Genomic DNA, 26,918 nt, shown 5'->3' with positions numbered 1-26,918 from the left:
GGGTCTTGCGAGCGTCGGAACAGCGCCACTAGAACCCGCTGATCCCTTCGCCCTCGCCGGCCTGCTCGTCGAAGTTCTCGTGCTCCAGGAGGTGCAGGACCGGTACGCCGAGCTTGCGCCGGGCCTTGGAGGTCCAGTCGAGGTGGAAGAACTCCGCGACCACGTGGGGTCGGGTCATGATGATGACCTCACGGGCGTCGACCTCGCGCACCTTGGCGGCCAGGGCCTCGATCGGCTCGATCGTGACCGGCTCGCCGACGGCGCGCCCCCCGGCGGCGGCGATCTCGGCCACGCTGGCCTCGACCCCGCTGCGGCACTGCTCCAGCAGCTCGTCGCGCAGGTGCGCGACGTCCTCGGGGGCCAGGGCCACGGGCGGCGTCGAGAGCACCTCGCCGGTGGAGATGCTGCCCATGGCGCCCTCCACGCGCGCCGAGGCGTCCTCGGCGGGCAGGAGCAGGTGGTAGACCACCGGGTCCTCGATGTCACCGTGCAGGCCGCGCAGGTTGGCTGCGTCGACGGCCGTCAGGGGTTGTTCTGCCAGCAGGACGACGTCGTAGTCGCTCATGACCCACCTCCAGTGGTGTCGGTGCCCAGGATCCTAGTGAGGTCGTAGCGTGCCGGCTCCTCGAGCTGCTCGTAGCCGCACGACTCGGGGTCGCGGTCGTCGCGCCACCGCTTGAACTGAGCGGTGTGGCGGAAGCGCCGGCCCTCCATGTGCTCGTAGCCCACCTCGAGCACCCGCTCGGGGCGCAGCGGCGTGAACGAGAGGTCCTTGCCTGCGCTCCAGCGGCTCTGGGTGCCCGGCACCCGGTCCGGGTTGGCGATCGCGTTCCCGGCCCAGGCGCTCCACGGGTGCTCGGAGACGTCGCACTCCAGCGGGCGCAGCTCCTCGACCAGCTCGGCGCGCCTCTTCTCGGTGAAGGACGCGGCGACGCCGACGTGCTGCAGCGCGCCGTCGGCGTACAGGCCCAGGAGCAGGGAGCCGAGCAGCGGGCGCTCGGGCGTGGAGGTCTTGTGCAGGCGGTAGCCCGCGACCACGACGTCGGCGGTGCGGGCGTGCTTGATCTTGAGCATGGTCCGCGCGTTCTCGGCGTACGACGAGGCGTTGGGCTTGGCGACGACGCCGTCGAGCCCGGCGCCCTCGAAGACCTCGAACCAGCTCGCGGCCTCGGCGACGTCCTGGGTGACCCGGGTCAGGTAGGTGGTGGGGCCGGTCAGCGACCCCAGGGCCTGCTCGAGCCGGGCCCGGCGCTCGGCGAAGGGCCGGTCGACCAGGGACTCCTCGCCCAGCGCCAGCAGGTCGAAGGCCACGAACGCCGCCGGGGTGCGCTCGGCCAGGGTGGCGATGCGCGAGGCCGCGGGGTGGATGCGCTCCTGGAGCACCTCGAACTCCAGGCGCGGGCCGACGGCCACGAAGAGCTCGCCGTCGAGCACGCAGCGCTCGGGGAGGGTCTCGCGCACGGCGGCGACGACCTCGGGGAAGTAGCGCGTCAGCGGCTTGGTGTTGCGCGAGGTGAGCTCGACCTCGTCCCCGTCCTTGAACACCAGGCAGCGGAAGCCGTCCCACTTGGGCTCGAAGGTGAGCCCGCCCTCGTGCTTGGCGGGGTCGGGGATGCCGGCAACCGACTTGGCCAGCATCGGGCGCACGGGCGGCATCACGGGCAGGTCCACCCCACGACCGTAGTCGGCGGCACCGACGGCCGTCCCGCCCCGGTCCGTCCCGGTCGCGAGACCCGTCCCGGAGACCCTCCCCGGGGACCTCGCGGTGGGCCATACTCCGGGCATGGCCTACGAGATCACCGACCAGCTGCGCCTCGCTCCCGGACCGGTCCGGCTCGCCGACCTGGACGCGGGCGCCACCCCCGGGCTGAAAGGTGGCCGAGAGGAGGCCGAGCAGGCTCTGGCCGACCTGGCCGAGGAGCTGGCCGACCTCCAGGAGCGGCTCTTCGCCGACGCCTACACCGGCGGCCGGCGCCGGGTGCTGGTCGTGCTCCAGGGCATGGACACCTCCGGCAAGGGCGGCGTCATCGACAAGGCGCTCGGCCTGCTCAGCCCCAACGGGCTGCGGCTGACCTCGTTCAAGCGGCCGACCGAGGAGGAGCTGGCGCACGACTTCCTGTGGCGCATCGACCGGGCGCTCCCGGCCCCGGGCGTGGTGGGGGTCTTCGACCGGTCCCACTACGAGGACGTGCTGGTCACCCGGGTCCACGAGTCCGTCGACGCGGCCGAGCTCGACCGGCGCTACGACGCGATCGCCGCCTGGGAGAAGGCCCTGGTCGACGACGGCGTGGTGATCGTGAAGTGCTTCTTGCACATCTCCGCCGAGGAGCAGCGCGAGCGCCTGCTCGCCCGGCTCGACGACCCGGCCAAGCAGTGGAAGTTCAAGCCCGGCGACGTCGACGAGCGGGCGCACTGGCGCGACTACGAGCGCGCCTACGAGGCCGCCCTGGAGCGCTGCGGCACCGAGGCCGCGCCGTGGTACGTCGTCCCCGCGGACCACAAGGCCTACCGCAACTGGGCCGTGGCCAGCCTGCTGCTGGAGGCCCTGCGCGGCATGGACCTGGGCTGGCCCGAGCCGGCGTACGACGTGGAGGAGCAGCGCGCCCGGCTGCAGGAGCGCCCGTCGTCGTGAGGCACGTGCGCGCCACCCGGTTCGTCACCCCTCTGCGCGAGGGCGGCTCCCTGCCCGGCATCGTCGAGGCCGACGACCTGGGGGTCTACGTCTGCAAGTTCCGCGGCGCCGGTCAGGGCCTGCGCGTGCTGGTGGCCGAGGTGGTCGTGGCCGGTGTGGCCGGGCTGCTCGAGGTGCCGGTGCCCGAGCTGGTCACCGTCGACCTGGCCTCCGAGATCGCCCGCTACGAGGCCGACGAGGAGGTCCAGGACCTGCTCACCCGCAGCCTCGGGCTCAACCTCGGGGTGGACCTGCTGCACCGGGCGTTCGGGTACGACGCCTCCTACGAGCCCGACCCGGACCTGGCGGGTCGGATCCTGTGGCTGGACGCGCTCTGCGCCAACGTCGACCGGTCCTGGCGCAACCCCAACCTGCTGCTGTGGAGCGGGGCGCTGTGGGCGATCGACCACGGGGCGGCGCTCTACTTCCACTACTCCTGGCCCGGCGGGACCGGCAGCCCGGAGCGGTTCGCGGCCCAGCCCTACGACGCCAGCGAGCACATCCTGGGCCGCTTCGCCGAGCAGGCACGGGCCCAGGACGAGGCGCTCGCCGCCCGGCTGACCCCGGCCGCGCTGGCCGAGGTGGTGGCGCAGGTGCCCGACGAGTGGCTCGAGCCGGTGCCGGGGGCCGAGACGCCCGAGGCCGTGCGGCAGCGCTACGTCGACTTCCTGCTCGCCCGGGTGGGCTCGCCGCGAGCGTGGCTGCCCGGGGCGGGGGCGGCGTGAAGGGCTACCAGTACGTCGTCCTGCGCTGCGTCCCCCGCGTCGAGCGCGAGGAGTTCCTCAACGTCGGGGTGGTGGTGTTCTGCCACGCCCTGGACTTCCTGGGCAGCGCGTCCCACGTCGACGACGCCCGGCTGCGAGCCCTCGACCCCGGCATCGACGTGTCCTCCGTGCGACGGGCCCTGCGCGGCGTCGAGGAGGTCTGCGCCGGCTCGGCCCGGCTCGACCTGGCCGTGGGGTCGCGCGCCACGGCGTACGGCACCCGGGAGGTCGCGGACACCCCCAGCACCCGCTTCGGCCTCCTGCGCGCTCCGCGCAGCACCGTCGTCCAGCCCGGCCCCGTCCACGGCGGCCTCACCGACGACCCCGCCGCCTCCCTCGCCCGTCTCGTGCGGCTGTACGCCGGGTAGCACCGACTGATCCCCGGCTAGCCGGGGATCAGTCGGGTGGTCGGCCGAACGTTCAGCCGACAAGCCATCTGTTCCCCGGCTAGCCGGGGATCAGACGGCTTCTCACGACCTCAGGGCGAACGCCTCAGACCGGGACGAGGTCGACAGCGCCGACGGCGTAGCGGGCGAGGATGGTGCGGGCCAGGACGGGGTCGGAGCCGAGGGGGGCCGAGACGGCGACCGCGCCGGCCTCCAGGGCGAGCTCGGCCGCACGGTCGGGCAGGAAGCCCGGCGCGAGGAACATCGAGGCGACCGCGACGTGGCGGCGGCCCTCGGCGCGGAAGGCGCGCACGGCCTCGCCGGTGGCCGGGGGAGCGGCGGAGGCGAAGGCCGCGGTGACCGGGAGCTTGTGGCGCGAGCCCCAGACGCGGGCCAGCCGGGCGACGGCCTGGTTGGCCAGGGCGTCGGAGGAGCCGGCGGCGGCCAGGACGAGGGCGTCGAGCTCGCGCACCCGGGCGTCGCGCAGGGCGTCGCGCAGGCGGCGGTCGACCACGTCGAGGAAGCCGGGCTCGAGGCCCAGGATGCGGGTGACCCGGATCTGCAGGCCCGGGTGCCGGTCAGTGGCCGCGGCGACGACCGCGGGCACGTCGACGTTGGCGTGGTAGGCGTCGTTCAGGAGCAGCGGGACGACCACCACCTCGTCGTACCCGGCGCGCACGAGGCGGTCCACGACGGTCGCGAACGACGGGCGGGACAGCTCCAGGAACGCGGGCTCGATGCGCAGGTCGGGACGCATCGCGCGGGTCTCGGCGACGAGGGCCTCGACGGTGGCCGACGAGCGGGGGTCACGTGAGCCGTGGGCCAGGGTGATCAGGGCTGGAGCGGTCATGGTGGAACCGTTCCCTTCGATCTCGTGCGCCGTACGCCGTTGTCGGTCGCGGTGTGGAGGTGGGGGTGGCGGGGAGTGAGCTACTGGTGGATGCCGCACTCGGTCTTGTTCTGGCCCGCCCAGCGCCCCGAGCGGGGGTCCTCGCCGGGGGCGACGCGGGCGGTGCAGGGCCAGCAGCCGATCGAGGGGTAGTCGTCGTAGTGCAGCGGGTTGATCAGGATCCCGTTCTCGGCGACGTAGCGGTCGACGTCCTCGTCGGTCCAGCGCGCCAGCGGGGAGACCTTGACCTTCTGCTTCTTCTCGTCCCACCCGACGACCGGCGCGATGACGCGGTTGTGGGTCTCGGCGCGACGCAGGCCGGTGGCCCAGGCGTCGTACGCCGCGAGGCCCTCGGCCAGCGGCTGCACCTTGCGCAGCTTGCAGCACAGGTCGGGGTCGGTCTTGAACAGGTCCTTGCCGTACGTCGCGTCCTGCTCGGCCACCGACTGCACGGGCGTGATGTCGATCAGGGTGACCGGCATGGTGGCGGCCACGGCGTCACGGGTGCCGATGGTCTCGGCGAAGTGGTAGCCGGTGTCGAGGAAGACGACGTCGACGCCCGGGTGGACCTTGGCGGCCACGTGGGCGAGGACGGCGTCGCTCATCGAGGAGGTGACGCAGAACCGCGACCCGAAGGTCGCCACCGCCCACTCGACGATGTCCTCGGCCGGGGCGAGCTCGAGCTCGGCGCCGACGTGGAAGACGATCTCCTTGAGCTCCTCGGTCGAGCGGCCCTCGGTGATGGACCCGCGGAAGTCGCGGGCGGCCAGGGTGCTGGGGATGGTCACGACCGACCCCCTGCGGTGCCGGCGGACGCGGGACGGGGGAGAGTGGCGATCATGCTGATCTTGAACACCCGCAGGCACGAGCGGCATTCCCACTCGCCGTGGCCGGGGCCGTCGGCGGACTCGTGGGGGAAGAGGTTCTCGTCGCCGCAGTAGGCGCAGTGGAAGGGCACCGCCCGTGCGGAGCCGCCGGCGCTCACGAGGCGTCCTCGGCCAGCGACTTGTCGCCGCGCAGGAGCACCTCGTCGGCGCGCACGGCCCACGTGGCGAAGGCCTCGCCGGCCTCGCGGTCGGCGAGGTAGTTGCCCACCACGACGGTCACGTAGTCGTCGAGCGCGGTGCTGGTGACCTTGTGAGCGCGCAGCTTCTTGCCGAAGTCGGCGCCGAGCCCGAGGCCGCCACCGAGGTGGACCTGGAAGCCCTCGACCTGCTGGCCGTCGTCGTCGAGCACGAGCATGCCCTTGAGGCCGATGTCGGCGACCTGGGTGCGGGCGCAGGCGTTGGGGCAGCCGTTGACGTTGATCGTGACGGGGGTGTCGAGGTCGGGGAAGCGCTGCTCGAGCTCGCCCACGAGGTCGATGGCGCGCTGCTTGGTGTCGACGATCGCCAGCTTGCAGAACTCGATGCCGGTGCAGGCCATGGTCGACCGGCGCCAGTGCGAGGGCCGGGCCTGCAGCCCGGCCGCGTCGAGCTCGGCGACCAGGTCCTCGACCTTGTCCTCCTCGACCCCGAGCACGACGAGCTTCTGCTGGGCGGTCAGGCGGGCGCCGTCGGCGCCGTACTTCTCCACGAGGTCGCCCACGCGGGTCAGGGTGGCGCCGTCGATGCGGCCCGCGGTCGGGGCCAGGCCGAGGTAGAACCGGCCGTCCTTCTGCGGGTGCACCCCGACGTGGTCGCCGGCGTCGCCGGACGGCTCGGGGGAGGCGTTGTCGACCAGCTCGCGGTGGAGGTACTCGTCCTGGAGGACCTGGCGGAACTTCTCCACGCCCCAGTCGGCGACCAGGAACTTCAGGCGCGCGCGGGAGCGCAGCCGGCGGTAGCCGTAGTCGCGGAACACCGCGGCGACGGCCTCCCACGCGTCGGGGACCTCCTCGAGGGGGATCCACACGCCGAGCTTCTGGGCCAGCATCGGGTTGGTCGAGAGACCGCCGCCGACCCACAGGTCGAAGCCGGCGCCGTGCTCGGGGTGGACGGTGCCCACGAACGAGACGTCGTTGATGGAGGGCACGCAGTCGTGGCTGGGGTGGCCGCTCGCGGAGGTCTTGAACTTGCGCGGCAGGTTCGAGTACTCCGGGTTGCCGATGTAGCGGCGCTTGATCTCCTCCAGCGCGGGGGTGGCGTCGATGATCTCCTCCGACGAGACCCCGGCGACCGGCGAGCCCAGGAACGGCCGGGGCGAGTCGCCGCAGGCCTCCAGGCTGGTCATGCCGCAGGCGTCGAGGCGGTCCCAGATCTCGGGGACGTCCTCGACCTGGATCCAGTGGTACTGGATGTTCTGCCGGTCGGTGATGTCGGCGGTGCCGCGGGCGAAGTCCGTGGAGATGCCACCCAGGGTGCGCAGCTTCTCGGCGTCGAGCAGCTCGCCGTCGCTGCGCACGCGGAGCATGAAGAACTCGGCGTCGAGCTCCTCCTCGGGCACGGTCGCGGTCTTGCCGCCGTCGAAGCCCGGGGCGCGCTGGGTGTAGAGGCCCATCCAGCGGAAGCGACCGCGCAGGTCGGCCGGGTCGATGGAGGCGAAGCCGCGCTTGGAGTAGGTGTTGATGATCCGGGCGCGGACGTTGAGCGGGTTGTCGTCCTTCTTGGACTGCTCGTTCTTGTTCAGGGGCTCGTTGTAGCCCAGGGCCCACTGCCCCTCGCCGCGCTTGGGGCGGGCACGGCCCGAACGGCCGACGCGGCCGCCGGCCGGGGTGCTGGCGCTGGGGGGAGTCGCGGTGCTGCTCATGAGGTGATCTCGTCCTGGGGTCGGGGGAGGGCCGTGCAGGCCCGGGGGGCCGCGCTCCGGCGCGGCGTCACACGACGGGACGACACATGCTGCTGCGCGTGCGACCCAGGTCCACGTGACGGCGGGTCACGAGGTGGGTCGAGGTGTCGGCGGCGAGCATGCTCCCGAGTCTCATTCCTCGGACGGGGCTCTCACAAATATCAATCTCATGTCGTGAGACGCATGTCCGGGATGTGGACGACCTGTCGCCTCCTCCGGCGGGTACGTGTTGCCCACGTCACACCGACGGTAGGAACGGCCTCCTAGGGGTAGAGCTCGGCGTAGGCGCTCAGGACCGCGGTGGCCTCGGCGAGGCCCGCCGGCCCGGTCGCGGACGCCGCCGGACCCACCAGGCGGGCGAGCGTGCCGCCGGCGCGGTCCGGGCCCAGGACGTCGCGGGCGAGCGTGATGCCGCCGACGACGTGGTGGTGCTCCAGGTGGGCGCCGGCCGGTCCCTCGACCAGCAGCAGGCGGTTCTCCGGCCCCAGCCAGGTGGAGGACGGGACGGCGGCGCGGAAGAGTCCCTTGGTCACGCCGGGCTCGACGCGCACCCCGGGCAGCCGCCCGACCAGGTCGAGCAGGCCGGGCAGCCCGGTGGCACCCACCACGGCGTCCAGGACGCGGGCGACGGCGGCGGGGTCGCGGGGGTCGACGTACGACGGGGCCGCGGGTGGCGTCACGGCTCAGCCCAGCGGGAGGACGAGCGTGGGGTCGACCGTCGAGGCGTCGCTGACCCGGCGCACGGCCGTGCCGGAGGTGAAGAACTCCAGGGTGTGGGTGCCCCACATCCACTCGTTGGCCGACCACTCGACGCCGGTGATGCCGCTGGCCTGGACCCGCTCGGCCTCGGCCTGCATCCGCGTCAGGGCGGTCTCGCGGGCGTCGTAGTAGCCCTGGGTCCACTGCGGCATCTCGACGTTCTGACCCATCTGGCGCATGGTCTGCATCAGGCCCTGGGCGGCGACGTGCCAGACGCAGACGCCCATCACGAACTCGACCGGCACGTGGCCGGTGCGCAGCAGCGTGTAGAAGTCCTGGACGTTGAGGTGGCTGGAGAAGGGGTAGCCATCGGTGCGCAGCAGCGCGCCGGGGGAGTCCTTGGAGATCACCGCCGTGCCGACGGCGATGAACTCGATGTGGTCGGCGCTGATGCCGTGGCGGCGGAAGGTCAGCCGGGTCCCGACGACGCCGTCGGCGCCGACCTGGGCGGCCTCGGCCATCATCCGGCCCATCGCGTTCATCCGGGCGGTGTACATCGCCTGGCTCAGGGTGCCCAGCTCCACCGACTGGCGCATGTTCTGCTGCTGCCAGCCGACGTGGAAGACCGAGCTGCCCATCACGAACTCGAGGGGTCGGAACCCTGCGGTGTCCAGCAGCGCGAACTCGTTGACCGACAGGTCCGAGGTCCACAGGCGACCCACCTCGCCCAGTCGGGCCGAGGCCACGGAGTCGGGGCGCAGGTCGTCGGTCATGGGGCCTCCTGGGACGGCGCGGGACGGCTGCTCGTGCGGACGCTCCCGCGCGGCGACCGCCACCGGCCAGAGTAGGAGACTCCGCACCCTCGCGGTGCCCGACGCGACGACTAGGCTGGCGCCCATGACCGACGAACTCACCGGTGACCTCTCCGACCGCTCCGGCGCCCCGGCCTACGCCAAGGCCGCCTCGACCGCCTACGACGCGGCCCTGGAGGTCATCGCCTCCGTCGAGCCCCGCATCGCCGAGGCCACCCGCCAGGAGCTGGCCGACCAGCGCGGGTCGCTGAAGCTGATCGCCTCGGAGAACTACGCCTCGCCGGCCACGCTGCTCACGATGGGCACCTGGTTCAGCGACAAGTACGCCGAGGGCACCGCGGGCCACCGCTTCTACGCCGCCTGCCAGAACGTCGACACCGTCGAGCGGCTCGCCGCCGAGCACGCCCGCGAGCTGTTCGGGGCGCAGTACGCCTACGTCCAGCCGCACTCCGGCATCGACGCCAACCTGGTGGCGTTCTGGTCCATCCTGGCCAACCGGGTCGAGACCCCCGCGCTGGCGAAGCTGGGCGCGAAGAACGTCAACGAGATCACCGAGGCCGAGTGGGAGCAGCTGCGCCACGAGCTCGGCAACCAGCGCCTGCTCGGCATGTCGTTGGACGCTGGCGGTCACCTCACCCACGGCTTCCGCCCCAACATCAGCGGCAAGATGTTCCACCAGCAGCAGTACGGCACGGACCCGGAGACGGGGCTGCTGGACTACGACGCCGTGCGGGCCAAGGCCCGGGAGTTCAAGCCGCTGGTCCTGGTGGCCGGCTACTCGGCGTACCCCCGCCGGGTGAACTTCGCGACGATGCGCGAGATCGCCGACGAGGTCGGCGCCGTGCTGATGGTCGACATGGCCCACTTCGCCGGTCTGGTCGCCGGCAAGGTGTTCACCGGCGACGAGGACCCGGTGCCCCACGCCCACGTGGTCACCACCACGACCCACAAGTCGCTGCGCGGACCGCGCGGCGGCATGGTCCTGGCCACCGACGAGTTCGCGGCCGACGTCGACCGCGGCTGCCCGATGGTGCTCGGCGGCCCGCTCTCGCACGTGATGGCCGCGAAGGCCGTCGCGCTGGCCGAGGCGCGCCAGCCCGCCTTCCAGACCTACGCCCAGAACATCGCCGACAACGCGAAGTCCCTGGCCGAGGGCTTCCTGACCCGCGGCGCGAAGCTGGTCACCGGCGGCACCGACAACCACATCGTGCTGCTCGACGTCTCCGGCTTCGGCCTCACCGGCCGCCAGGCCGAGTCGGCGCTGCTCGACGCGGGCGTCGTGACCAACCGCAACTCCGTGCCCAGCGACCCCAACGGTGCGTGGTACACCTCCGGCATCCGCTTCGGCACCCCGGCGCTGACCACCCGCGGCTTCGGCTCGAGTGAGTTCGACACCGTCGCCGACCTGGTCGTCGAGGTGCTCACCAAGACCCAGGCCGGCACCAACAAGGCGGGCGCCCCCTCCAAGGCGACGTACGTCACCGAGGACGGCGTCGCCGACCGCGTCAAGGACCGCTCCGCCGAGATGCTCGACAAGCACCCGCTCTACCCGGGCCTCGTCCTGAGCTGAGGCAGGTCCTCGCCGACAGGGGCATCCGCGCACGCCCAGAGCCGCCGAGTGGGGGATCCGCGCACAACCAGTCACGCCGAGCGGGGGATCCGCGCACACTCGGGGGCGCTGAGCGGGGGATCAGCGCACGTGCTGCTGCAGGCGGTCGTCCTGTCGGCGGCGTACGCCGTGCGGGGATCCCCCTCTCGGCGGCGTACGCCGTGCACGGAATCCCCTCTCGGCGGGGTAGGGCGTGCGGGGGATCCCCTCTCGGCGCGGTAGGGATCCCCTCTCGGGGTCACTGGCGCCAGAGGTAGGCGACCTCGGGGCGGCCGGTGCCGCCGTACCGGGGGGAGCGGTCGACGGAGCCGTCGTCGGCGAGGTGCTCGAGGTAGCGGCGGGCGGTGACGCGGGAGACGCCGATGACCTCGGCGACCTCCTTGGCCGACATCCCGGTCGGGGCGGCTCGTAGCGCCTCGGTCACCTGGCGCAACGAGTCCAGGCTCATTCCCTTGGGGAGGCCGGCGCCGGTGCCGCGGGCCCGCAGGGCGCCGAAGAGCTGGTCGACGTCGTCCTGGACCACGTCGGTGGCGGTGCCGGCCAGGCGGGCGCGGTAGGCGGCGTACTGCTCGAGCTTGGTGCGGAACGCCGCGAACGAGAACGGCTTGAGCAGGTAGAGCACGACCCCCTGCGCCACCGCCCGGCGGACCACGTCGGCGTCGCGCGCCGACGTCACGGCGATCACGTCGACCAGGTGGCCCGCGGCCCGCAGCCGCTGGAGCAGCGCGAGGCCGTGCCCGTCGGGCAGGTGCATGTCGAGCAGGACCAGGTCGACGCCGGTCCCCGACGCCAGCAGCCGCACCGCCTCGGCCGCCGAGCGGGCGACGCCCGCGAGCTCGAAGCCCGCCACCCGCCCGACGTACGCCGCGTGGGCCTGCGCCGCGAGCTCCTCGTCCTCCACGACCAGCACCCGCACCGGCAGGGGGGCGTCCGGGGTGCCGGCGCTCATCCGCGGGCCTCCAGCACGACCGTGAAGCGGGCGCCGCCCAGGGACGACTCCGCGACCTCGACCGTGCCCTGGTGGGCCCGTGCGACCTGGCCGACCAGGGCCAGCCCGATCCCGCGCCCGCCCGCCGCCTTGGTGGACCAGCCGCGCTCGAGCACCCGCTCCGCGTCCTCCGGCCGTACGCCGGGCCCGCCGTCCTCCACGACCACCCGGACGTGCTCCTCGTCGCCCTCGACGTGCACCGTCACCACGCGCCGGACGGACGGGTCCTCGGCCGACCCGACCGCGTCCAGGGCGTTGTCGACCAGGTTGCCGACCACCGTGACCAGGTCGCGGGAGCGCACCGGGAGGTCCTCGCCGGCCACCTCGCCGGAGACCACCAGCTCAATCCCGCGCTCGGCGGCGTCGGCGGTCTTGCCCAGCAGCAGCGCCGCCAGGACGGGCTCCTGGACGGCGCCGAGCACCCGGTCGGTGAGCACCTGGGCGACCTGGAGCTCCTCGGTGGCGAAGGCGACCGCCCGGTCGGGGTGGCCCATCTCGATCAGCGACACCACGCTGTGCAGCCGGTTGGCCGCCTCGTGGGTCTGGGCCCGCAGTGACTCGGTCAGCCCGCGCACCACGTCGAGCTCACCGGTCACCGCCTGGAGCTCGGTCCGGTCGCGCAGCGTGACCACGGCCCCGACCTCGCTGCCCTCCCACAGCGCCGGGGCCGAGCTGACCACCAGCACGTGGTCGCCCAGGACGTAGATGGTGTCGGGCTCGGCGGTGTCGCGCCCCGCCGCCTCGACCAGGCCCGGGGGCAGTCCGAGGTCGGCCAGCGAGCGCCCCTCGACGTCGGCGGGCAGGGCGAGCAGCCGGCGGGCCTCGTCGTTGACCAGCTGCACCCGGCCTCCCGCGTCGACCAGCAGGAGGCCCTCGCGGACGGCTCCCAGGACGGCTCGGTAGTACTCGTACATCCGGGTGATCTCCTGCTCGCCCATCCCGTGGGTCTGGCGCCGCAGCCGCCGGCTGATCGCGACGGCGCCGGCCACGCCGACCAGCAGCGCCACCAGGCCGGCGGCGAAGATCGTGGGCAGGTCCTGGGAGAGCTGGCGGTCGACCCGGGTCACGCGGATCCCGACCGAGACCAGCGCGACGACCCGGCCCGTGCCGGAGGCCGAGCTCCGGACCGGGACGACCGCGCGGATGGAGGGGCCGAGGGTGCCGGCGTACTCCTGGGTGAAGACGCGACCCTGCGGTGCGCCACCGACGTCGCCCACGAAGCGCTCGCCGATCCGGCCCGGCGTGGGGTGGGTGAAGCGCCGGCGCTGGAGGTCCATCACGACCACGAAGTCGACGTGGGTGTCGGCGCGCACCTGCTCGGCGTACGGCTGGAGACGGGCGCTGGGGTCGCTGCTGCTCACGGCCTCGCGGACCGAGGGGGCGTCGGCGACCGACAGGGCGACCGAGACGGCCTCGTCGCGCGCGCTGCTGCGCACGTCGCGGCGGGTGTCGGCGGCGGCCAGGGCCACCGCGGCGAGCACCAGCACGAGCACGACGAGGACCTGGAGCACCAGGATCTGGCGGGCGACGGGGCTCTCGTGAGCTCCTCGGCCGGCCATGGGCGCATCATGCCCCACCGCGCGGGCGTGCGGCCCGGACGCGGGCCGCCACCGCGCCCGGTGAACACAACGACCACAAGGGTGACCGCTGTCACAGGGCGCCCCAGGATGTGACGCAGGGCACCGCCCGGTCGCGAGAGCGAGCCACGAGCAGCAGTCGGAGGAACCATGAGCAGCACCACCCAGGGAGCGCCGGTCAAGCGGGACCGCACGCACTTCCTCTACATCGCCGTCATCGTCGCGGTCGTCCTGGGCGCCGTCACCGGCCTGGTCTTCCCCGACTTCGCGGTCGGCCTGAAGTGGATCGGCACCACCTTCGTGGCCCTGATCAAGATGATGATCCAGCCGGTCATCTTCTGCACCCTGGTCATCGGCGTCGGCTCGGTGCGCAGCGCCGCCAGCGTCGGCAAGGTCGGCGGCCTGGCCCTCGGCTACTTCCTGACCATGTCGACCGTGGCCCTGGGCATCGGGATGCTCGTGGGCAACCTGATCGACCCCGGCGCCGGGCTGAACCTGACCAAGGACGTCGCGGGCGTCGGCAAGGAGCAGGCCGCCGAGGCCGCCGGCTCGACCACCGACTTCATCACCGGCATGGTGCCCGACTCGCTGTTCTCCGCCCTGACCTCCGGCGAGGTGCTGCAGACCCTGCTCGTGGCGCTCCTGGTCGGCTTCGCCCTCCAGGCCATGGGCCGCGCGGGGCAGCCGATCCTGGGCGGCATCGGCCACGTGCAGCGCCTGGTCTTCCGGGTGCTCTCGATGATCATGTGGGCCGCTCCCGTCGGCGCCTTCGCCGCGATCGCCGCCGTCGTCGGTGAGACCGGTGTCGACGCGCTCAAGAGCCTGGCCACGCTGATGATCGCCTTCTACATCACGTGCTTCCTGTTCGTCTTCGTCGTGCTCGGCACGATCCTCAAGGTGGTCACGGGCGTGAACGTGCTCAGCCTCTTCCGCTACCTGGGGCGCGAGTTCCTGCTGATCGTCTCGACCTCGTCCTCGGAGTCGGCGCTGCCCCGTCTGATCGCGAAGATGAACCACGCCGGGGTCGAGAAGACCACCGTCGGCGTGGTGGTCCCGACGGGCTACTCCTTCAACCTCGACGGCACCGCGATCTACCTGACGATGGCCTCGATCTTCATCGCCGAGGCCCTGAACAAGCCGCTCAGCATCGGCGAGCAGTTCTCGCTGCTGCTGTTCATGATCATCGCCTCCAAGGGCGCCGCCGGCGTCACCGGCGCCGGCCTGGCCACGCTGGCCGGCGGGCTGTCCTCGCACCGGCCCGAGCTGCTCGACGGCGTGGGCCTGATCGTGGGCATCGACCGCTTCATGTCCGAGGCCCGGGCGGTCACCAACTTCGCCGGCAACGCCATCGCCACCATCCTGGTGGGCCAGTGGACCGGCACCTTGGACCGCCCGCAGCTGGACCGCGTGCTGGCCGGCCAGGCGCCGTTCGACGAGACCACCATGGTCGACGACCACGGCGACGGCCCGGCCGAGACCTCGACGGCCCGCGACGGGGAGCTCGCCGCGACCCGCTGACCTGCCCGTACGCCGACGGCCCGGCCCCCGACGAGGGGGACCGGGCCGTCGGCGTCTGGGCTCAGGACAGGTCGAGCACGATCCGTCCGCGGACGCCGCCACCCTCGAGGAGGCGGTGGGCGTCGGCGGCCTCGGCGGCCGGGAAGGTCCGGGCCACCCGCAGGGTCAGGTCGCCCCGCGCGGCCGCGTCGACCAGGGCCCGGAGCTCGTCGGTGCGCTCGGCGGCCCCGAAGACCATCACGGGGTGCACGCTGATGCCGCGCTCGGACGGGCCGTCCCAGCCGCGCACGGTCGCCATCGCGCCGCCGTCCTTGACCGCACCGAGGACGGCGCCGTTCTGCACCGAGCCGTCGGCCAGGGCGTCGACGCCGTCGGGGGCGATCTCGCGGATCCGGGCGACGACGTCGTCACCGCGCTCCACGATCTCGTCGGCGCCCAGCGAGCGGACCAGCTCGACGTCCTTCTCGGCGGCGTCGGCGATCACGCGCAGGCCGGCCAGCTTGGCCAGCTGCACGACGTAGCCGCCGAACGACCCGGCCGCGCCGGTCACCGCGATGGTCGAGCCGCCGGGGAGGTCGAAGGCCTCCAGGGCCAGGCGGGCCGTCATGGCGTTCATCAGCAGGGTCGACCAGGCGACGAGGTCGGTGTCCTGGGTGCTCTCGGGCAGGGCCACGGCGGAGGCGGCCGGGACGACCAGCTCCTCGGCGTACGCCCCTCCGTGCGGGCCGGCGGGCAGGACCAGGGCGGCCACCCGCTGCCCGACCTCGAAGCCGGTGACGCCGTCGCCGACCTCGCTGATCACGCCCGCGGCGTCCATGCCGGGGATCCAGGGGGCGTCGTGGTCGCCGGGCCGGTCGCCGTACGCCCCGGAGCGCAGGCCGGTGTCGGTGGGGTTGACGGTGGCGGCGTGCACGCGGATGCGCACCTCGCCAGGACCCGCGTGGGGCTCGGGGAGGTCCAGGACCTCGAGTGCGTCAGGTCCGCCGAACTGGTTGATTCCGATAGCTCGCATACCGGGCCCAACGTCGGTGGGCCACCAGCATTCCCTCGGCGGGTCAGACCAGCGAGCGGTAGATCTCCAGGGTGCGCCCGGCGATCGCGGGCCAGCTGAAGTGCTCCTGGGCCCGTCGACGCCCCGCCTCGCCCCTCCGGCGGGCGCGCTCGGGGTCGGAGACCGCGTCGTTCAGCGCCGCCGCGAGGTCCGCGACGTACTGCTCGGGGTCCAGGGGCGTCCCGGTCCCGTCGGTGGCCTGGTCGATCGGCACCAGCCACCCGGTCTCGCCGTGCACCACCACCTCCGGGATGCCACCGGTCGCCGTCGCGACCACCGCGGTCTCGCACGACATCGCCTCGAGGTTGACGATGCCGAGCGGCTCGTAGATCGAGGGGCAGGCGAAGACCGTCGCGGCGGTCAGGAGCGTCGTCACGTCGTCGCGGGGCAGCATCTCGGCGATCCAGACGACGCCGTCGCGCTCGGTCGCGAGCCCGTCGACCAGCCCGCGGACCTCGGCCTCGATCTCGGGGGTGTCCGGCGCGCCGGCGCAGAGCACCAGCTGCACCTCCGGCGGCAGCTGGGCGGCGGCGCGCAGGAACAGAGGCAAGCCCTTCTGGCGGGTGATCCGGCCGACGAAGATGACGCTGGGGCGGTCGGGGTCCAGCCCGAGCTCGCGGGCCCGGTCGGGGTCGTGGCGCGGGGCCCAGTCGTCGGTGTCGATGCCGTTGTGCACGACGTGGACACGCTCGGGGTCGACGGCGGGGTAGCTGCGGAGCACGTCCTCGCGCATGGCCGCGCTCACCGCGATCACCGCGGCCGCCGACTCGTATGCCGTCCGCTCGACCCAGCTCGACACGGCGTACCCGCCTCCCAGCTGCTCGGCCTTCCAGGGCCGCATCGGCTCCAGGCTGTGCGCCGAGACGACGTGGGGGACCCCGTGCAGCAGCCCGGCGAGGTGCCCGGCCATGTTGGCGTACCAGGTGTGGGAGTGGACCAGGTCGGTCCCGGCGCAGCCGCCGACCATCTCGAGGTCGACGCCCAGCGTGCGGATCGCCGCGTTGGCCCGGCTCAGCCCGGGCGGGTCGGCGTACCCCGTCGTGCCGGCCTCGGCCCGCTCGGACCCGAAGGCGTGGACCCGGGTGTCGACGCCGTCCACCGCCCGGAGGGCCCGGACCAGCTCGGCCACGTGGACCCCGGCGCCGCCGTAGATCTCGGGCGGGTACTCCTTGCTCAGCACGTCGATGCGCATGGCGCTCAACCTAGCGCTCGCACAGTGGCCCACGTCACCACTAGGTTCGACCCATGAGTGCAACGTCTCGCCGCAAGAAGGTGCTCGCGATCGTCCTGGCCGGGGGGGAGGGCAAGCGGCTGATGCCGCTGACCGCCGACCGGGCCAAGCCGGCGGTGCCGTTCGGCGGCATCTACCGCCTGATCGACTTCGCGCTGTCCAACGTGGTCAACTCCGGCTACCTCCAGGTCGTCGTGCTGACGCAGTACAAGTCGCACAGCCTGGACCGCCACGTCACGACCACGTGGCGGATGTCGACGCTGCTGGGCAACTACGTCACCCCGGTGCCGGCCCAGCAGCGCGTGGGCAAGCGGTGGTACCTCGGCAGCGCCGACGCGATCTTCCAGTCGATGAACCTGCTCGACGACGAGAAGCCCGACATCGTCGTGGTGGTCGGCGCCGACCACGTCTACCGGATGGACTTCTCCCAGATGGTCGAGGCCCACGTCGAGAGCGGCGCCGCCGCCACGGTGGCCGCCATCCGCCAGCCGATCTCGCTCGCCGACCAGTTCGGCGTCATCGACGTCGACCCGGCCCGACCCGACCGGATCCGTGCCTTCCTGGAGAAGCCGAAGGACCCCACCGGGCTGCCCGACTCGCCCGACGAGGTCCTGGCCTCGATGGGCAACTACGTCTTCGACGCCGATGCGCTGCGCGACGCCGTGAGCCGCGACGCGGACCTGGAGGACTCCAAGCACGACATGGGCGGCGACATCATCCCGGCCTTCGTCGAGCGCGGCGAGGCCGGCGTCTACGACTACAAGGACAACGTCGTCCCGGGCTCCAACGACCGCGACCGCGGCTACTGGCGCGACGTCGGGACGATGGGCTCCTACTACGCGGCCCACATGGACCTCGTGGCCCACCTCCCGGTGTTCAACCTCTACAACCAGGAGTGGCCGATCTACACCACCTACGGTCCGCAGCCGCCGGCCAAGCTGGTCGAGGGCGACGGCATGGCCCCGGTGACGGTCTACAACTCGATCCTGTCCCCGGGCGTCGTCGTCACGGGTGGCTCGGTCCGCGAGTCGGTCCTGTCCCCGTCGGTGCGCGTCGCCTCGGGCGCCCGCGTCGAGGGCTCGGTGCTCCTCAACGGCGTCAGCGTCGGGGAGGGCGCGGTGGTCAAGAACGCGATCCTGGACAAGAACGTGGTCGTGCCCGCCGGCGCGCAGATCGGCGTCGACGCCGAGGCCGACCGGGCGCGCGGGTTCGTGGTCGAGGACGGTCTGACCGTGCTGGCCAAGGGCCAGCAGGTGACGCCGTGAGCGACCCCCGCGCCGGCCAGCTCGCCGAGGCCCGTGACCTGGTCGACGTGGCCCACCTGGTCACCGCCTACTACACCCAGCGCCCGGACCCCGACGACGTCGACCAGCAGGTCGCCTTCGGCACCAGCGGGCACCGCGGCTCCTCGCTGAAGACCTCGTTCAACGAGGACCACATCCTGGCCACCACCCAGGCGATCTGCGACTACCGCAAGGACCAGGGGTACGACGGTCCGTTGTTCATCGGCCGCGACACCCACGGACTCTCCGAGCCGGCGTGGGCCACGGCGCTCGAGGTGCTGGTCGCCAACGACGTGACCGTGCTCGTCGACGACCGCGACGCCTACACCCCGACCCCGGCGGTCTCCCACGCGATCCTGCGGGCCAACGGCGGTCGCACGTCCGGGCCGGGCCTCGCCGACGGGATCGTGGTGACCCCGTCCCACAACCCGCCGACCGACGGCGGCTTCAAGTACAACCCGCCCCACGGCGGCCCGGCCGACTCCGATGCGACCAAGGTGATCGCCGCGCGGGCCAACGAGCTGATCGCCGCGGGCCTGACCGACGTGCGCCGCACCCCGTTCACCCGGGCGCGCGCCCAGGCGTCGGGCTACGACTTCCTCGGCACCTACGTCGACGACCTGCCCTCGGTGGTCGACCTCGAGGCGATCCGGTCCGCCGGGGTGCGCATCGGCGCCGACCCGCTCGGGGGCGCGGCCGTGCACTACTGGGGTGAGATCGCCGAGCGCCACGGCCTCGACCTGACCGTGGTCAACCCGCTGGTCGACCCCACGTGGCGGTTCATGACGCTCGACTGGGACGGCAAGATCCGGATGGACTGCTCCTCGCCCTCGGCGATGGCCTCCCTGATCAGCCGCAAGGACGAGTACGACATCGCCACCGGCAACGACGCCGACTCCGACCGGCACGGCATCGTCACCCCCGACGCCGGGCTGATGAACCCCAACCACTTCCTGGCCGTGGCGATCGAGCACCTCTTCGGCGGTGCCCGGCCCGACTGGCCGTCCTCGGCGCGCATCGGCAAGACGCTGGTGTCCTCCTCGATGATCGACCGGGTCGCCGAGTCGCTGGGCCGTCCGCTGGTCGAGGTCCCGGTCGGCTTCAAGTGGTTCGTGCCCGGCCTCATCGACGGCTCGTTCGGCTTCGGCGGCGAGGAGTCGGCCGGCGCCTCGTTCCTGCGGCGCGACGGTGGCGCCTGGACGACCGACAAGGACGGGATCATCCTCGCGCTGCTGGCCTCGGAGATCCTCGCCGCGACCGGGAGGAGTCCCAGCCAGCACTACGCGCGGCTGGTCGAGGCGCACGGCGATCCGGCGTACGCCCGCATCGACGCGCCGGCCGACCGCGACCAGAAGGCCAAGCTGGCCGCGCTGTCACCCGAGGACGTCACCGCGACCTCGCTGGCGGGGGAGGAGATCACGGCCAAGCTCACCGAGGCCCCCGGCAACGGTGCCGCCATCGGCGGCCTGAAGGTCACGACGGCCTCGGCCTGGTTCGCCGCCCGCCCCAGCGGCACCGAGGACGTCTACAAGATCTACGCCGAGTCCTTCCAGGGCCCCGACCACCTCGCCCGGGTCCAGGAGGAGGCCCGCGAGGTCGTGTCGGCCGCCCTGGGCGCCTGACAGGGGGATCCGCGCACGCCGTACGCCGTCCACCGGGCCATCCGCGCACGCCGTACGCCGCCCACCGGGGCATCCGCGCCCGCCGTACGCCGCCGACCGGGGCATCCGCGCCCGCCCTGCAGGTCCGCGGCTGCACGAAGTCCCCGGTCGGCGCCGTCGAGCGTGCCAGGAGACCCCGCTCGGCGACGTGGAGCGCGCGCTGAACCCCCGGTGGGCACCGTCGAGCGTGCGCCACGCCCCCGGTCGGCGGCGCGCGGCGGGTCCCTACCCCCCCTGTCAGGCCTGTCAGGGCGGCGCGGGGATCTCCTGTCAGGCCAGGGTCGGGGTGGTGCGGGTGACGATGGTGCGGAGGTCGGTGCCGACGGGGAGGGTGCCGAGGGTGCCGTTGTAGTCGCCGCCCAGGCGGGTGGCGCAGAAGGCGTCGGCGACGGCCGGGGGAGCGTGGCGCACCAGCAGGGAGGCCTGGAGGCAGGCGGCCATCTGGCCGGCGAGGCGTCGCGCGGAGACCTCGAGGGTCTCGGCGTCGCCCAGCAGGGACAGCACCCCCTCGACCGCGCGGTCCAGGCGCGGGTCCTCGCCGCGGGCCAGGCCGACCTCGGTCAGCCAGGCCTGGAGCGTCTCGGGCTCCCGCGACAGCGCCCGGAGCACGTCGAGGGCGTTGACGTTGCCCGAGCCCTCCCAGACCGAGTTCAGCGGCGACTCGCGGAACAGCAGCGGCAGGCCGGACTCCTCGACGTACCCGTTCCCGCCCAGGCACTCCAGCGCCTCGGCGACCATCATCGGGGTGCGCTTGCAGACCCAGAACTTGGCCAGCGGCAGCGCGATCCGGCGCAGGGCCGCCTCGTGGGCGTCGTCGCGGCGGTCGACGGCCGAGGCCAGCCGCATCGCCAGGGCGGTGGCTCCCTCGGACTCCACGGCGAGGTCGGCCACGACGTTCTGCATCAGCGGCTTGTCGCCCAGCAGCCCGCCGAACGCCGACCGGTGCGCGACGTGCCACGACGCCTCGGCCAGCGCCTTGCGCATCAGGGAGGCGGAGCCGAGCACGCAGTCCAGGCGGGTCGCGGCGACCATCTCGATGATCGTGCGCACCCCGCGGCCCTCGTCGCCCAGGCGCTGGGCCCAGGTCCCGTCGAACTCCAGCTCGGAGGAGGCGTTGGAGCGGTTGCCCAGCTTGTCCTTGAGCCGTACGACGTCGAGCCGGTTGCGCTCGCCGGAGGGCAGCACCCGGGGCAGCAGGAAGCAGGTCAGCCCTCCGGGCGCCTGGGCCAGCACCAGGAAGACGTCGTTCATCGGCGCGGAGGTGAACCACTTGTGGCCGTGCAGCGTGTACTCCCCGTCGACCGACGTGGGGCGGGCCTGGGTCTGGTTGGCCCGCACGTCGGAGCCGCCCTGCTTCTCGGTCATCCCCATGCCGGCCAGCGCGCCGGTCTTGTCCGCGAGGACGCGCACGCCGGGGTCGTAGGAGGGCGCGGCCAGCTTGGGGGTCCACTCCTTGGCGATCGCGTCGTCGACCCGCAGCGCCGGGACGGCGGCGTACGTCATCGACAGGGGGCAGCCGTGCCCCGGCTCGGTCTGGGACCAGGCGAAGAACCCGGCGGCCCGGCGCAGGTGGGCGTGCGGCGAGTCCTGCTCCCAGGGCGCCGCCTGCAGCCCGTGGCCGACCCCGCGCTCCATCAGCCAGTGCCACGAGGGGTGGAACTCGACCTCGTCGATCCGGTTGCCGTAGCGGTCGAAGGTGCGCAGCTCGGGGTGGTGCCGGTTGGCCAGCACGCCGTGCTCCCGGGCCTCCTCGGTGCCCGCCTGCACCCCGACCTCGACCAGCGAGTCGAGCACCTCGGGCGTGGCGTGCCGCAGCACCGCCTCGGTCAGGGCGGCGTCGGAGGACACCACGTCGTGGCCCACGAGGGGCGGAGCCTGGTTGCGGGCGACCCGCTCGTCGCCGAGGGCTGAGGACGTCATGGGCCTAACCTAGTGGCCATGGGTCGGGCCGGCAGCAGCGTGCGCTGGCCGTCCGGGCGCTCCTGGCAGGACGTCCGGGGCGACCTGTGGCGGCTCGTGGTCTCGACGGTGAGCACCTGCATGCGCCACCGGGTCACCGGGCTCGCGGCGGAGGCGGCGTTCTTCGCGGTCTTGTCGCTGCCGCCGCTGATCTTCGCGCTGGCGGGCTCGATCGGCTACGTCTTCGCGCAGTTCAGCGCCAGCCAGATCACCGAGGTGCGCACCACCGTCCTGAGCATCGCCGGTCAGGCGCTGACCCCGCAGACGGTCGCCAGCATCATCGAGCCCACGCTCAACGAGGTGCTGGCCGGTGGTCGCTACGACGTGGTGTCGATCGGCTTCGTCCTCGCGCTGTGGTCGGGGTCGCGCGCGCTGAACGTCTTCGTCGACACCATCACGATCATGTACGGCCTGGGCGGTCACCGCGGCATCGTGCGCACCCGCGCCCTGTCGTTCCTGCTCTACGTCCTGGGCATGCTGATCGGCGTCGTCGTGGTGCCGCTGGTCGTGGTCGGCCCCACGATGCTCGGTCGCTGGCTCCCGGACCGGCTGGACTTCCTGGTCGGGCTCTACTGGCCCACGGTGCTCGTGCTGGGCATCCTGTTCCTGGCCACGCTCTACCACGTCTCGGTCCCGGTCCGGACGGCCTGGCGCTACAACCTCCCGGGCGCGGTGTTCACGATGTTCTGCTGGGTGTTCGGCTCGGCCCTGCTGCGCTGGGTCCTGGTGTCGACGGCCAGCGGCTCGACCTCGATCTACGGCCCCCTGGCCGCCCCGATCGCGGTGCTGCTGTGGCTCTACCTGCTCTCGATCGCGGTGCTGATCGGGGCCGCGCTCAACGCCGCGTTCGACCACGTGTGGCCCCAGAAGGAGCTCACCAGCGCCCGGATGGAGCGGCTGCGCAGCCTCAGCCTCGACGCGGTCCTGCCCTGGCGCCAGACCTCCGACGAGCCCACCCCGGCCGGCCCGGAGGCGGACGACGCGCGGGACGAGCCGGCCGCAGCGGACCCCGAGCCCGCCTCGGTGCCCGCGCGGCGCGTCCGCGAGCAGCGCTCCTAGCTGCGACGGGGCCAGACCGGGCCGGACCCGGGCCGGACGGGGCCCGACCGGGTCGCTGCCGGGCGGTCGGGTGTGCGCGTGCGATGCTTCGTGACGTGGGAAACGTGACCCTGCCGACCCCGGTCTTCGTCGCCGGAGGCGCCCTGTGCCTCCTGGCCGGCTACCTCGTCGGCACGGTGGCCACACCGGGCGTCCCCGAGCGCACCACCGGCACCGTCGTCAGCTTCGACACCTCCCGGTCGCGCCTGTGCCTCAAGGGCGACGGCGTGCAGGGGCAGGAGGGCGTGGACTCCCAGGGCGTGCTGTGCGGCACCCTGCGCCGTACGCCGGCCGCCCGGACGCCGCGGGCCGGGGAGAAGTTCCGGTTCGTCTCGGTGAGCCAGTCGGGTGAGGACCGCGGCAAGCGCCAGCAGCAGGTCGTCATCTACGGCGACGTGGTCGGCTGAGGCGCCGGGTGGCCGACGACACGACCGACCAGACCCGCTCGGGCCTGCTCAAGCTCCCCGAGAGCACCCGGTCGCCGTGGTGGCAGCTGGGCTTCCGGTTCCTGGTCGCCGTCGCGATCCTGGGCGTCACCGTGGCCCTGGTGTACGCCGACCGCGGCGGCTACGTGGACAACAGCGACCCGCGCAACAAGGTCTCGCTGATCGACGCGATCTACTACACGACCGTCACCTTGAGCACCACCGGCTACGGCGACATCGCCCCGGCCTCCGACAGCGCCCGGCTGGTCAACGCCTTCCTGATCACGCCGCTGCGCATCGCCTTCCTGGTGCTGCTGATCGGCACCACGCTGGAGGTGCTGGCCGCCCAGGGCCGAGAGATCTTCCGGGTCGCCCGGTGGAGGAGGAACATGGACCAGCACGTCGTCGTCATCGGCTACGGCACCAAGGGCCGCAGCGCGGTGGACACCTTGGTCAGCAACGGCACCGCGCGCGAGTCGATCGTCGTGGTCGACCCGCGTCCGATCGCCCAGGAGGACGGGCACGCCGACGGGCTGGCCGTGGTCACCGGCGACGCGACGCGCCGCGAGGTGCTGCGCCGGGCCGGTGTCGAGCGGGCCCGCCAGGTCATCATCACCACGGCCCGCGACGACACCACGGTGCTCGCGACCCTCACGGTGCGCCAGCTCAACCCCGACGCCTACATCGTGGCCGCGGTGCGCGAGCAGGACAACGTCCCGCTGGTGAAGCAGAGCGGCGCCGACTCGGTGATCACCTCCTCCGACGCGGTGGGGCGGCTGCTCGGGCTGTCGTCGTTCTCGCCCAACCTCGGGTCGGTGATGGAGGACCTGCTGACCTACGGCGAGGGCCTCGAGGTGGCCCAGCGCGACCTGCTGGTCAGCGAGGTCGGCAAGGCGCCCCAGTCGCTGCCCGACCAGGTCATCGCGGTCGTGCGCGACGAGAAGGTCTACCGCTACTTCGACCCGACGGTGACCCTGCTGGCCCGGGGCGACGAGCTGATCGTCGTACGCCCTGCGCGCGAGCTGCCGTGGGCCCCGCGCCCCGGCACCCACGGCGAGACCTTCGCCGACGAGGACGACTGAGTCGCAGCTCCGGCGCACCCTGGTGGCCCTCGGTATCCTCGGGGACGTGAAGAGCACAGCGAAGAAGTGGGGCGTGGCCGTCGTCGGCGGGCTGGTGCTCGCCCTGGGCGTCGTGCTGATGCCGCTGCCCGGCCCCGGGGCCGTCGTGGTGGTCCTCGGCATGGTCATCCTGGCCACCCAGTTCGAGTGGGCCGACCGCCGGCTCGACACGGTCAAGGCGTGGGCGATGAAGGGTGCCGCCGACAGCGTCCGCACCTGGCCACGGATCCTGCTCTCGGTGCTCGGCGTGGTCTGGCTGGTCGGGCTGGGCATCGTGTGGGGCCTGGGTCCCGACTCCCCCCAGTGGTGGCCGCTGGCCGACGAGTGGTGGCTCAAGGGTGGCTGGGGCACCGGCTCGACGCTGATCCTCTCCGGCCTGGCGGCGCTGGCGCTGCTGGTCTACAGCTTCGTGCGCCTGCGCGAGGACGGCACCCCTCAGGGCGGTCCGCAGCGGCGCGACCGCGTCGCGGGCTGACCGCGCCGGGGGCTCAGAGCCAGAACTCGCGACCGATCACGACGGTGCGGTCCGCCGGCAGCGACAGCTGCTCCATCCGGTCGGTGCTGAGCCGGTCCAGCACCAGGAACACCCGCTGGCGCCACACCGCCATCCCCGATCCGCGCGAGAGCCGGGGGATGGGGTCGGAGACGAAGAACCGGGCCTCGCGGTGGTCGACGCCCCGCATGGCCTCGGGCTCCTGCTCGCAGGCAACCTCCAGGACGTGGTCGATGTTGAGGCGCTCGCGGTAGCCGAGGGTCACCGCGACCGCGAGGATCCCCTCGTAGCGGTCGCCGAAGGTGTCGACCTCGACCACCGTCGCGTCGGGGGAGGCCGACGGCTTGTCCTCGACCTGCCAGCTCAGCAGCACGACGTGCTCGGCCATGGCGTAGCCGGTCTCCACCACGGTGCGCAGCGACAGCGGCGCGACCCGGGGGTCGGGGGTGAGGAACACCGCGCTGCCCTCGACCCGGCGCTCGACGCAGCCCGACTCCAGCAGCTCGCGCAGCATCTGCTCCGGCGTGCTCTCGCTGCTCTCGCGGGCCACGGCGAGCCGGCGCTGCCCCGAGCGCCAGGTGGACATCACCACGAACAGCGCGAGCCCGATGCCGGCGGGCGCCCACCCGCCGGTGAGCAGCTTGGGCACGGTGGCGGCGCAGAAGACGGCCACGACCAGCCAGCAGGCGACGGCCACGACGCGACGCGCGGTCGTCCGCGGGTGACGCGCCCGGTCCAGGACGATGTAGACGGTGGCGGTGACCAGGATCGTCGAGCTCACCGCCACGCCGTACGCCGAGGACAGGCTGGCCGAGCTGCGGAAGACCGCGACCACCGCGAGCACCCCGACCGCGAGCGCCCAGTTGGCCGCGGGCAGGTAGATCTGGCCCGCGTGACGGCGCGAGGTGTGCTCGGTGCGCAGGTAGGGGAACAGCCCGAGGCCGGCGAGCTGGTGCAGCACGGTGAAGGCGCCCGCGATCACGGCCTCCGACGCAATCACCGTCGCCGCGGTCGCCACCACCAGCACCAGGATCGTGGCCCACCCCGGCACGACGGAGTAGAACGGCTGCGAGGCGGCCCCGTGGTCACGGATCACCGCCGAGGCCTCGCCCAGGTAGGCCAGCACCAGCGCGGGCAGGACGACGAGCAGCCACCCCGAGCTGATCGCCCGGCGACCGAAGTGGCCCAGGTCGGCGTACAGCGCCTCGGCCCCGGTCACGGTCAGGATCACCGCCCCGAGGGACAGGAAGGCCGTGAGCGGGTCGGCGAGGAAGAAGCCGACCGCCAGGTGGGGGGAGAGCGCCACCAGCACGCCAGGGTCGTGGGCCAGCGAGACCGCGCCGGTGACGGCGAGCAGCAGGAACCAGACCACCATCACGGGGCCGTAGAACTTCCCGATCACCCCCGTGCCGATGCGCTGGAGCACGAACACCCCGGCCAGCAGGACCACCGCGATGGGCAGCACCGCCACCTTGAACGAGGGGTTCGCCACCTCGAGCCCCTCGGCCGCCGACAGCACCGAGATCGCGGGAGTGATGACGCAGTCGCCGAGGAACATGGCGGCGCCGATCATCCCCAGGACGGTCACCAGGCCGATGCTGCGGCCGCGCGTGCTGGTCCGCCGCACGAGCGCGACCAGGGCGAGCAGGCCGCCCTCGCCCTCGTTGTCGACGCGCAGCAGCAGGCCGACGTACAGCACGGTGACCACGACGACCATCGACCACAGCAGCGTCGAGGTGACCCCGAGGACGGTGTCGCGGGTCAGCGGGCCGGACTCGCCCAGGATGGTGCGCAGCGCGTAGAGGGGGCTGGTCCCGATGTCGCCGAACACCACGCCGAGCGCGCCGACGGTCAGGACGAGCGACCCGCCGCGACCGGCACCCTGGCCCACAGTTCCTCCCGAGCACCTCGCGGCCG

Annotated in this window: 25 protein-coding genes; 11 read left to right on the top strand and 14 right to left on the bottom strand. The window is 73.0% G+C overall.

Features of this window, described 5'->3' with window-relative positions:
• Positions 1-28 precede the first annotated feature (28 nt).
• Together ACYVDA_RS17345 and ACYVDA_RS17340 are read right to left on the bottom strand one after the other, a co-directional pair.
• Entirely contained in the window at positions 29-565 is a 537-nt protein-coding gene (locus ACYVDA_RS17345; protein ID WP_460819704.1) for a hypothetical protein, read from the bottom strand.
• Complete coding sequence (locus tag ACYVDA_RS17340; protein ID WP_460819703.1) at positions 562-1,671, bottom strand: ATP-dependent DNA ligase; 1,110 nt, start codon at positions 1,669-1,671, stop codon at positions 562-564. Before ACYVDA_RS17340 ends, ACYVDA_RS17345 begins: the two co-directional genes overlap by 4 nt.
• 112 nt (positions 1,672-1,783) lie before the next feature.
• On the opposite strand from ACYVDA_RS17340, the gene ACYVDA_RS17335 reads away from it, so the two are divergent.
• The 3 genes from ACYVDA_RS17335 to ACYVDA_RS17325 are packed head-to-tail and all read left to right on the top strand — an operon-like array spanning position 1,784 to position 3,803.
• On the top strand, positions 1,784-2,632 hold the full coding sequence (locus tag ACYVDA_RS17335; protein WP_460819702.1) for a PPK2 family polyphosphate kinase: 849 nt from the start codon (positions 1,784-1,786) through the stop codon (positions 2,630-2,632).
• On the top strand, positions 2,629-3,396 hold the full coding sequence (locus ACYVDA_RS17330) for a HipA family kinase (protein ID WP_460819701.1): 768 nt from the start codon (positions 2,629-2,631) through the stop codon (positions 3,394-3,396). Before ACYVDA_RS17335 ends, ACYVDA_RS17330 begins: the two co-directional genes overlap by 4 nt.
• The gene (locus tag ACYVDA_RS17325; protein ID WP_460819700.1) at positions 3,393-3,803 is read left to right on the top strand and encodes a DUF3037 domain-containing protein; all 411 of its coding nucleotides are present in this window, start codon (positions 3,393-3,395) and stop codon (positions 3,801-3,803) included. Before ACYVDA_RS17330 ends, ACYVDA_RS17325 begins: the two co-directional genes overlap by 4 nt.
• Before the next feature lie 124 nt (positions 3,804-3,927).
• On the opposite strand, the gene ACYVDA_RS17320 is transcribed toward ACYVDA_RS17325, so the two are convergent.
• The 6 genes from ACYVDA_RS17320 to ACYVDA_RS17295 form a co-directional block, all read right to left on the bottom strand.
• On the bottom strand, positions 3,928-4,671 hold the full coding sequence (locus ACYVDA_RS17320; RefSeq protein ID WP_460819699.1) for a sirohydrochlorin chelatase: 744 nt from the start codon (positions 4,669-4,671) through the stop codon (positions 3,928-3,930).
• Positions 4,672-4,751: 80 nt separating this feature from the next.
• Positions 4,752-5,492: a phosphoadenylyl-sulfate reductase gene (locus ACYVDA_RS17315; protein ID WP_460819839.1), complete on the bottom strand. Its 741-nt coding sequence runs from the start codon at positions 5,490-5,492 to the stop codon at positions 4,752-4,754.
• Positions 5,493-5,494: 2 nt separating this feature from the next.
• Complete coding sequence (locus tag ACYVDA_RS17310; RefSeq protein WP_460819698.1) at positions 5,495-5,695, bottom strand: hypothetical protein; 201 nt, start codon at positions 5,693-5,695, stop codon at positions 5,495-5,497.
• Complete coding sequence (locus tag ACYVDA_RS17305) at positions 5,692-7,437, bottom strand: nitrite/sulfite reductase (protein ID WP_460819697.1); 1,746 nt, start codon at positions 7,435-7,437, stop codon at positions 5,692-5,694. The genes ACYVDA_RS17310 and ACYVDA_RS17305 overlap by 4 nt, the downstream gene beginning before the upstream one ends.
• Positions 7,438-7,739: 302 nt before the next feature.
• The gene (locus ACYVDA_RS17300; RefSeq protein ID WP_460819696.1) at positions 7,740-8,156 is read right to left on the bottom strand and encodes a hypothetical protein; all 417 of its coding nucleotides are present in this window, start codon (positions 8,154-8,156) and stop codon (positions 7,740-7,742) included.
• 3 nt (positions 8,157-8,159) lie between these two features.
• Positions 8,160-8,948 carry a heavy metal-binding domain-containing protein gene (locus ACYVDA_RS17295; protein ID WP_460819694.1) on the bottom strand — a complete coding sequence of 263 codons (789 nt, stop codon included), beginning with the start codon at positions 8,946-8,948 and terminating at the stop codon, positions 8,160-8,162.
• A gap of 124 nt (positions 8,949-9,072) precedes the next feature.
• Between ACYVDA_RS17295 and ACYVDA_RS17290 the strand changes: the two genes are divergently transcribed.
• Positions 9,073-10,557 carry a glycine hydroxymethyltransferase gene (locus ACYVDA_RS17290; protein ID WP_460819693.1) on the top strand — a complete coding sequence of 495 codons (1,485 nt, stop codon included), beginning with the start codon at positions 9,073-9,075 and terminating at the stop codon, positions 10,555-10,557.
• A gap of 277 nt (positions 10,558-10,834) precedes the next feature.
• Here the strand turns inward: ACYVDA_RS17290 and ACYVDA_RS17285 are convergent, their stop codons facing one another.
• Both ACYVDA_RS17285 and ACYVDA_RS17280 read right to left on the bottom strand, forming a co-directional pair.
• Entirely contained in the window at positions 10,835-11,545 is a 711-nt protein-coding gene (locus ACYVDA_RS17285) for a response regulator (protein ID WP_460819692.1), read from the bottom strand.
• A complete protein-coding gene (locus ACYVDA_RS17280; RefSeq protein WP_460819691.1) occupies positions 11,542-13,143 on the bottom strand; it encodes a sensor histidine kinase in 1,602 nt (533 codons plus the stop codon). Before ACYVDA_RS17280 ends, ACYVDA_RS17285 begins: the two co-directional genes overlap by 4 nt.
• Before the next feature lie 168 nt (positions 13,144-13,311).
• On the opposite strand from ACYVDA_RS17280, the gene ACYVDA_RS17275 reads away from it, so the two are divergent.
• Positions 13,312-14,679, top strand: coding sequence for a cation:dicarboxylate symporter family transporter (locus ACYVDA_RS17275; RefSeq protein WP_460819689.1), 1,368 nt, complete (start codon positions 13,312-13,314; stop codon positions 14,677-14,679).
• A gap of 61 nt (positions 14,680-14,740) precedes the next feature.
• Here ACYVDA_RS17275 and ACYVDA_RS17270 read toward each other — a convergent pair whose 3' ends face one another.
• Together ACYVDA_RS17270 and glgA are read right to left on the bottom strand one after the other, a co-directional pair.
• Positions 14,741-15,691: a quinone oxidoreductase family protein gene (locus tag ACYVDA_RS17270; RefSeq protein WP_460819688.1), complete on the bottom strand. Its 951-nt coding sequence runs from the start codon at positions 15,689-15,691 to the stop codon at positions 14,741-14,743.
• Positions 15,692-15,734: 43 nt separating this feature from the next.
• The gene (glgA, locus tag ACYVDA_RS17265) at positions 15,735-16,922 is read right to left on the bottom strand and encodes a glycogen synthase (RefSeq protein ID WP_460819686.1); all 1,188 of its coding nucleotides are present in this window, start codon (positions 16,920-16,922) and stop codon (positions 15,735-15,737) included.
• 53 nt (positions 16,923-16,975) lie between these two features.
• Here glgA and glgC point away from each other — a divergent pair, with 53 nt between their 5' ends.
• Both glgC and pgm read left to right on the top strand, forming a co-directional pair.
• Complete coding sequence (gene glgC / locus ACYVDA_RS17260) at positions 16,976-18,226, top strand: glucose-1-phosphate adenylyltransferase (RefSeq protein ID WP_460819684.1); 1,251 nt, start codon at positions 16,976-16,978, stop codon at positions 18,224-18,226.
• Positions 18,223-19,866 carry a phosphoglucomutase (alpha-D-glucose-1,6-bisphosphate-dependent) gene (pgm, locus tag ACYVDA_RS17255; RefSeq protein ID WP_460819683.1) on the top strand — a complete coding sequence of 548 codons (1,644 nt, stop codon included), beginning with the start codon at positions 18,223-18,225 and terminating at the stop codon, positions 19,864-19,866. The genes glgC and pgm overlap by 4 nt, the downstream gene beginning before the upstream one ends.
• 309 nt (positions 19,867-20,175) lie before the next feature.
• Here pgm and ACYVDA_RS17250 read toward each other — a convergent pair whose 3' ends face one another.
• The gene (locus ACYVDA_RS17250; RefSeq protein ID WP_460819682.1) at positions 20,176-21,825 is read right to left on the bottom strand and encodes an acyl-CoA dehydrogenase family protein; all 1,650 of its coding nucleotides are present in this window, start codon (positions 21,823-21,825) and stop codon (positions 20,176-20,178) included.
• Positions 21,826-21,843: 18 nt separating this feature from the next.
• On the opposite strand from ACYVDA_RS17250, the gene ACYVDA_RS17245 reads away from it, so the two are divergent.
• From ACYVDA_RS17245 to ACYVDA_RS17230, 4 genes are all read left to right on the top strand, one after another.
• Positions 21,844-22,923, top strand: coding sequence for a YihY/virulence factor BrkB family protein (locus tag ACYVDA_RS17245; RefSeq protein ID WP_460819681.1), 1,080 nt, complete (start codon positions 21,844-21,846; stop codon positions 22,921-22,923).
• Positions 22,924-23,018: 95 nt separating this feature from the next.
• Complete coding sequence (locus tag ACYVDA_RS17240; protein ID WP_460819680.1) at positions 23,019-23,369, top strand: hypothetical protein; 351 nt, start codon at positions 23,019-23,021, stop codon at positions 23,367-23,369.
• Positions 23,370-23,377: 8 nt separating this feature from the next.
• On the top strand, positions 23,378-24,469 hold the full coding sequence (locus ACYVDA_RS17235) for a potassium channel family protein (RefSeq protein ID WP_460819679.1): 1,092 nt from the start codon (positions 23,378-23,380) through the stop codon (positions 24,467-24,469).
• A gap of 46 nt (positions 24,470-24,515) precedes the next feature.
• Positions 24,516-24,983 carry a PGPGW domain-containing protein gene (locus ACYVDA_RS17230; RefSeq protein WP_460819677.1) on the top strand — a complete coding sequence of 156 codons (468 nt, stop codon included), beginning with the start codon at positions 24,516-24,518 and terminating at the stop codon, positions 24,981-24,983.
• Between the two features lie 13 nt (positions 24,984-24,996).
• Here ACYVDA_RS17230 and ACYVDA_RS17225 read toward each other — a convergent pair whose 3' ends face one another.
• Positions 24,997-26,892, bottom strand: coding sequence for a KUP/HAK/KT family potassium transporter (locus ACYVDA_RS17225; protein ID WP_460819675.1), 1,896 nt, complete (start codon positions 26,890-26,892; stop codon positions 24,997-24,999).
• Between the last annotated feature and the right edge of the window lie 26 nt (positions 26,893-26,918).

The organism is Nocardioides korecus (assembly GCF_054778395.1).
This window is presented reverse-complemented; position numbering and strand designations above follow the sequence as displayed.

Excerpts from the sequence above, each read along its gene's own strand:
- glgA (WP_460819686.1), bottom strand. The coding sequence starts at position 16,922 with ATGCGCATCGACGTGCTGAGCAAGGAGTACCCGCCCGAGATCTACGGC.
- ACYVDA_RS17320 (WP_460819699.1), bottom strand. The coding sequence starts at position 4,671 with ATGACCGCTCCAGCCCTGATCACCCTGGCCCACGGCTCACGTGACCCC.
- ACYVDA_RS17285 (WP_460819692.1), bottom strand. The coding sequence starts at position 11,545 with ATGAGCGCCGGCACCCCGGACGCCCCCCTGCCGGTGCGGGTGCTGGTC.
- ACYVDA_RS17245 (WP_460819681.1), top strand. The coding sequence starts at position 21,844 with ATGGGTCGGGCCGGCAGCAGCGTGCGCTGGCCGTCCGGGCGCTCCTGG.
- ACYVDA_RS17290 (WP_460819693.1), top strand. The coding sequence starts at position 9,073 with ATGACCGACGAACTCACCGGTGACCTCTCCGACCGCTCCGGCGCCCCG.
- ACYVDA_RS17280 (WP_460819691.1), bottom strand. The coding sequence starts at position 13,143 with ATGGCCGGCCGAGGAGCTCACGAGAGCCCCGTCGCCCGCCAGATCCTG.
- ACYVDA_RS17275 (WP_460819689.1), top strand. The coding sequence starts at position 13,312 with ATGAGCAGCACCACCCAGGGAGCGCCGGTCAAGCGGGACCGCACGCAC.
- ACYVDA_RS17295 (WP_460819694.1), bottom strand. The coding sequence starts at position 8,948 with ATGACCGACGACCTGCGCCCCGACTCCGTGGCCTCGGCCCGACTGGGC.
- ACYVDA_RS17345 (WP_460819704.1), bottom strand. The coding sequence starts at position 565 with ATGAGCGACTACGACGTCGTCCTGCTGGCAGAACAACCCCTGACGGCC.
- ACYVDA_RS17335 (WP_460819702.1), top strand. The coding sequence starts at position 1,784 with ATGGCCTACGAGATCACCGACCAGCTGCGCCTCGCTCCCGGACCGGTC.
- ACYVDA_RS17250 (WP_460819682.1), bottom strand. The coding sequence starts at position 21,825 with ATGACGTCCTCAGCCCTCGGCGACGAGCGGGTCGCCCGCAACCAGGCT.
- glgC (WP_460819684.1), top strand. The coding sequence starts at position 16,976 with ATGAGTGCAACGTCTCGCCGCAAGAAGGTGCTCGCGATCGTCCTGGCC.
- ACYVDA_RS17270 (WP_460819688.1), bottom strand. The coding sequence starts at position 15,691 with ATGCGAGCTATCGGAATCAACCAGTTCGGCGGACCTGACGCACTCGAG.
- ACYVDA_RS17305 (WP_460819697.1), bottom strand. The coding sequence starts at position 7,437 with ATGAGCAGCACCGCGACTCCCCCCAGCGCCAGCACCCCGGCCGGCGGC.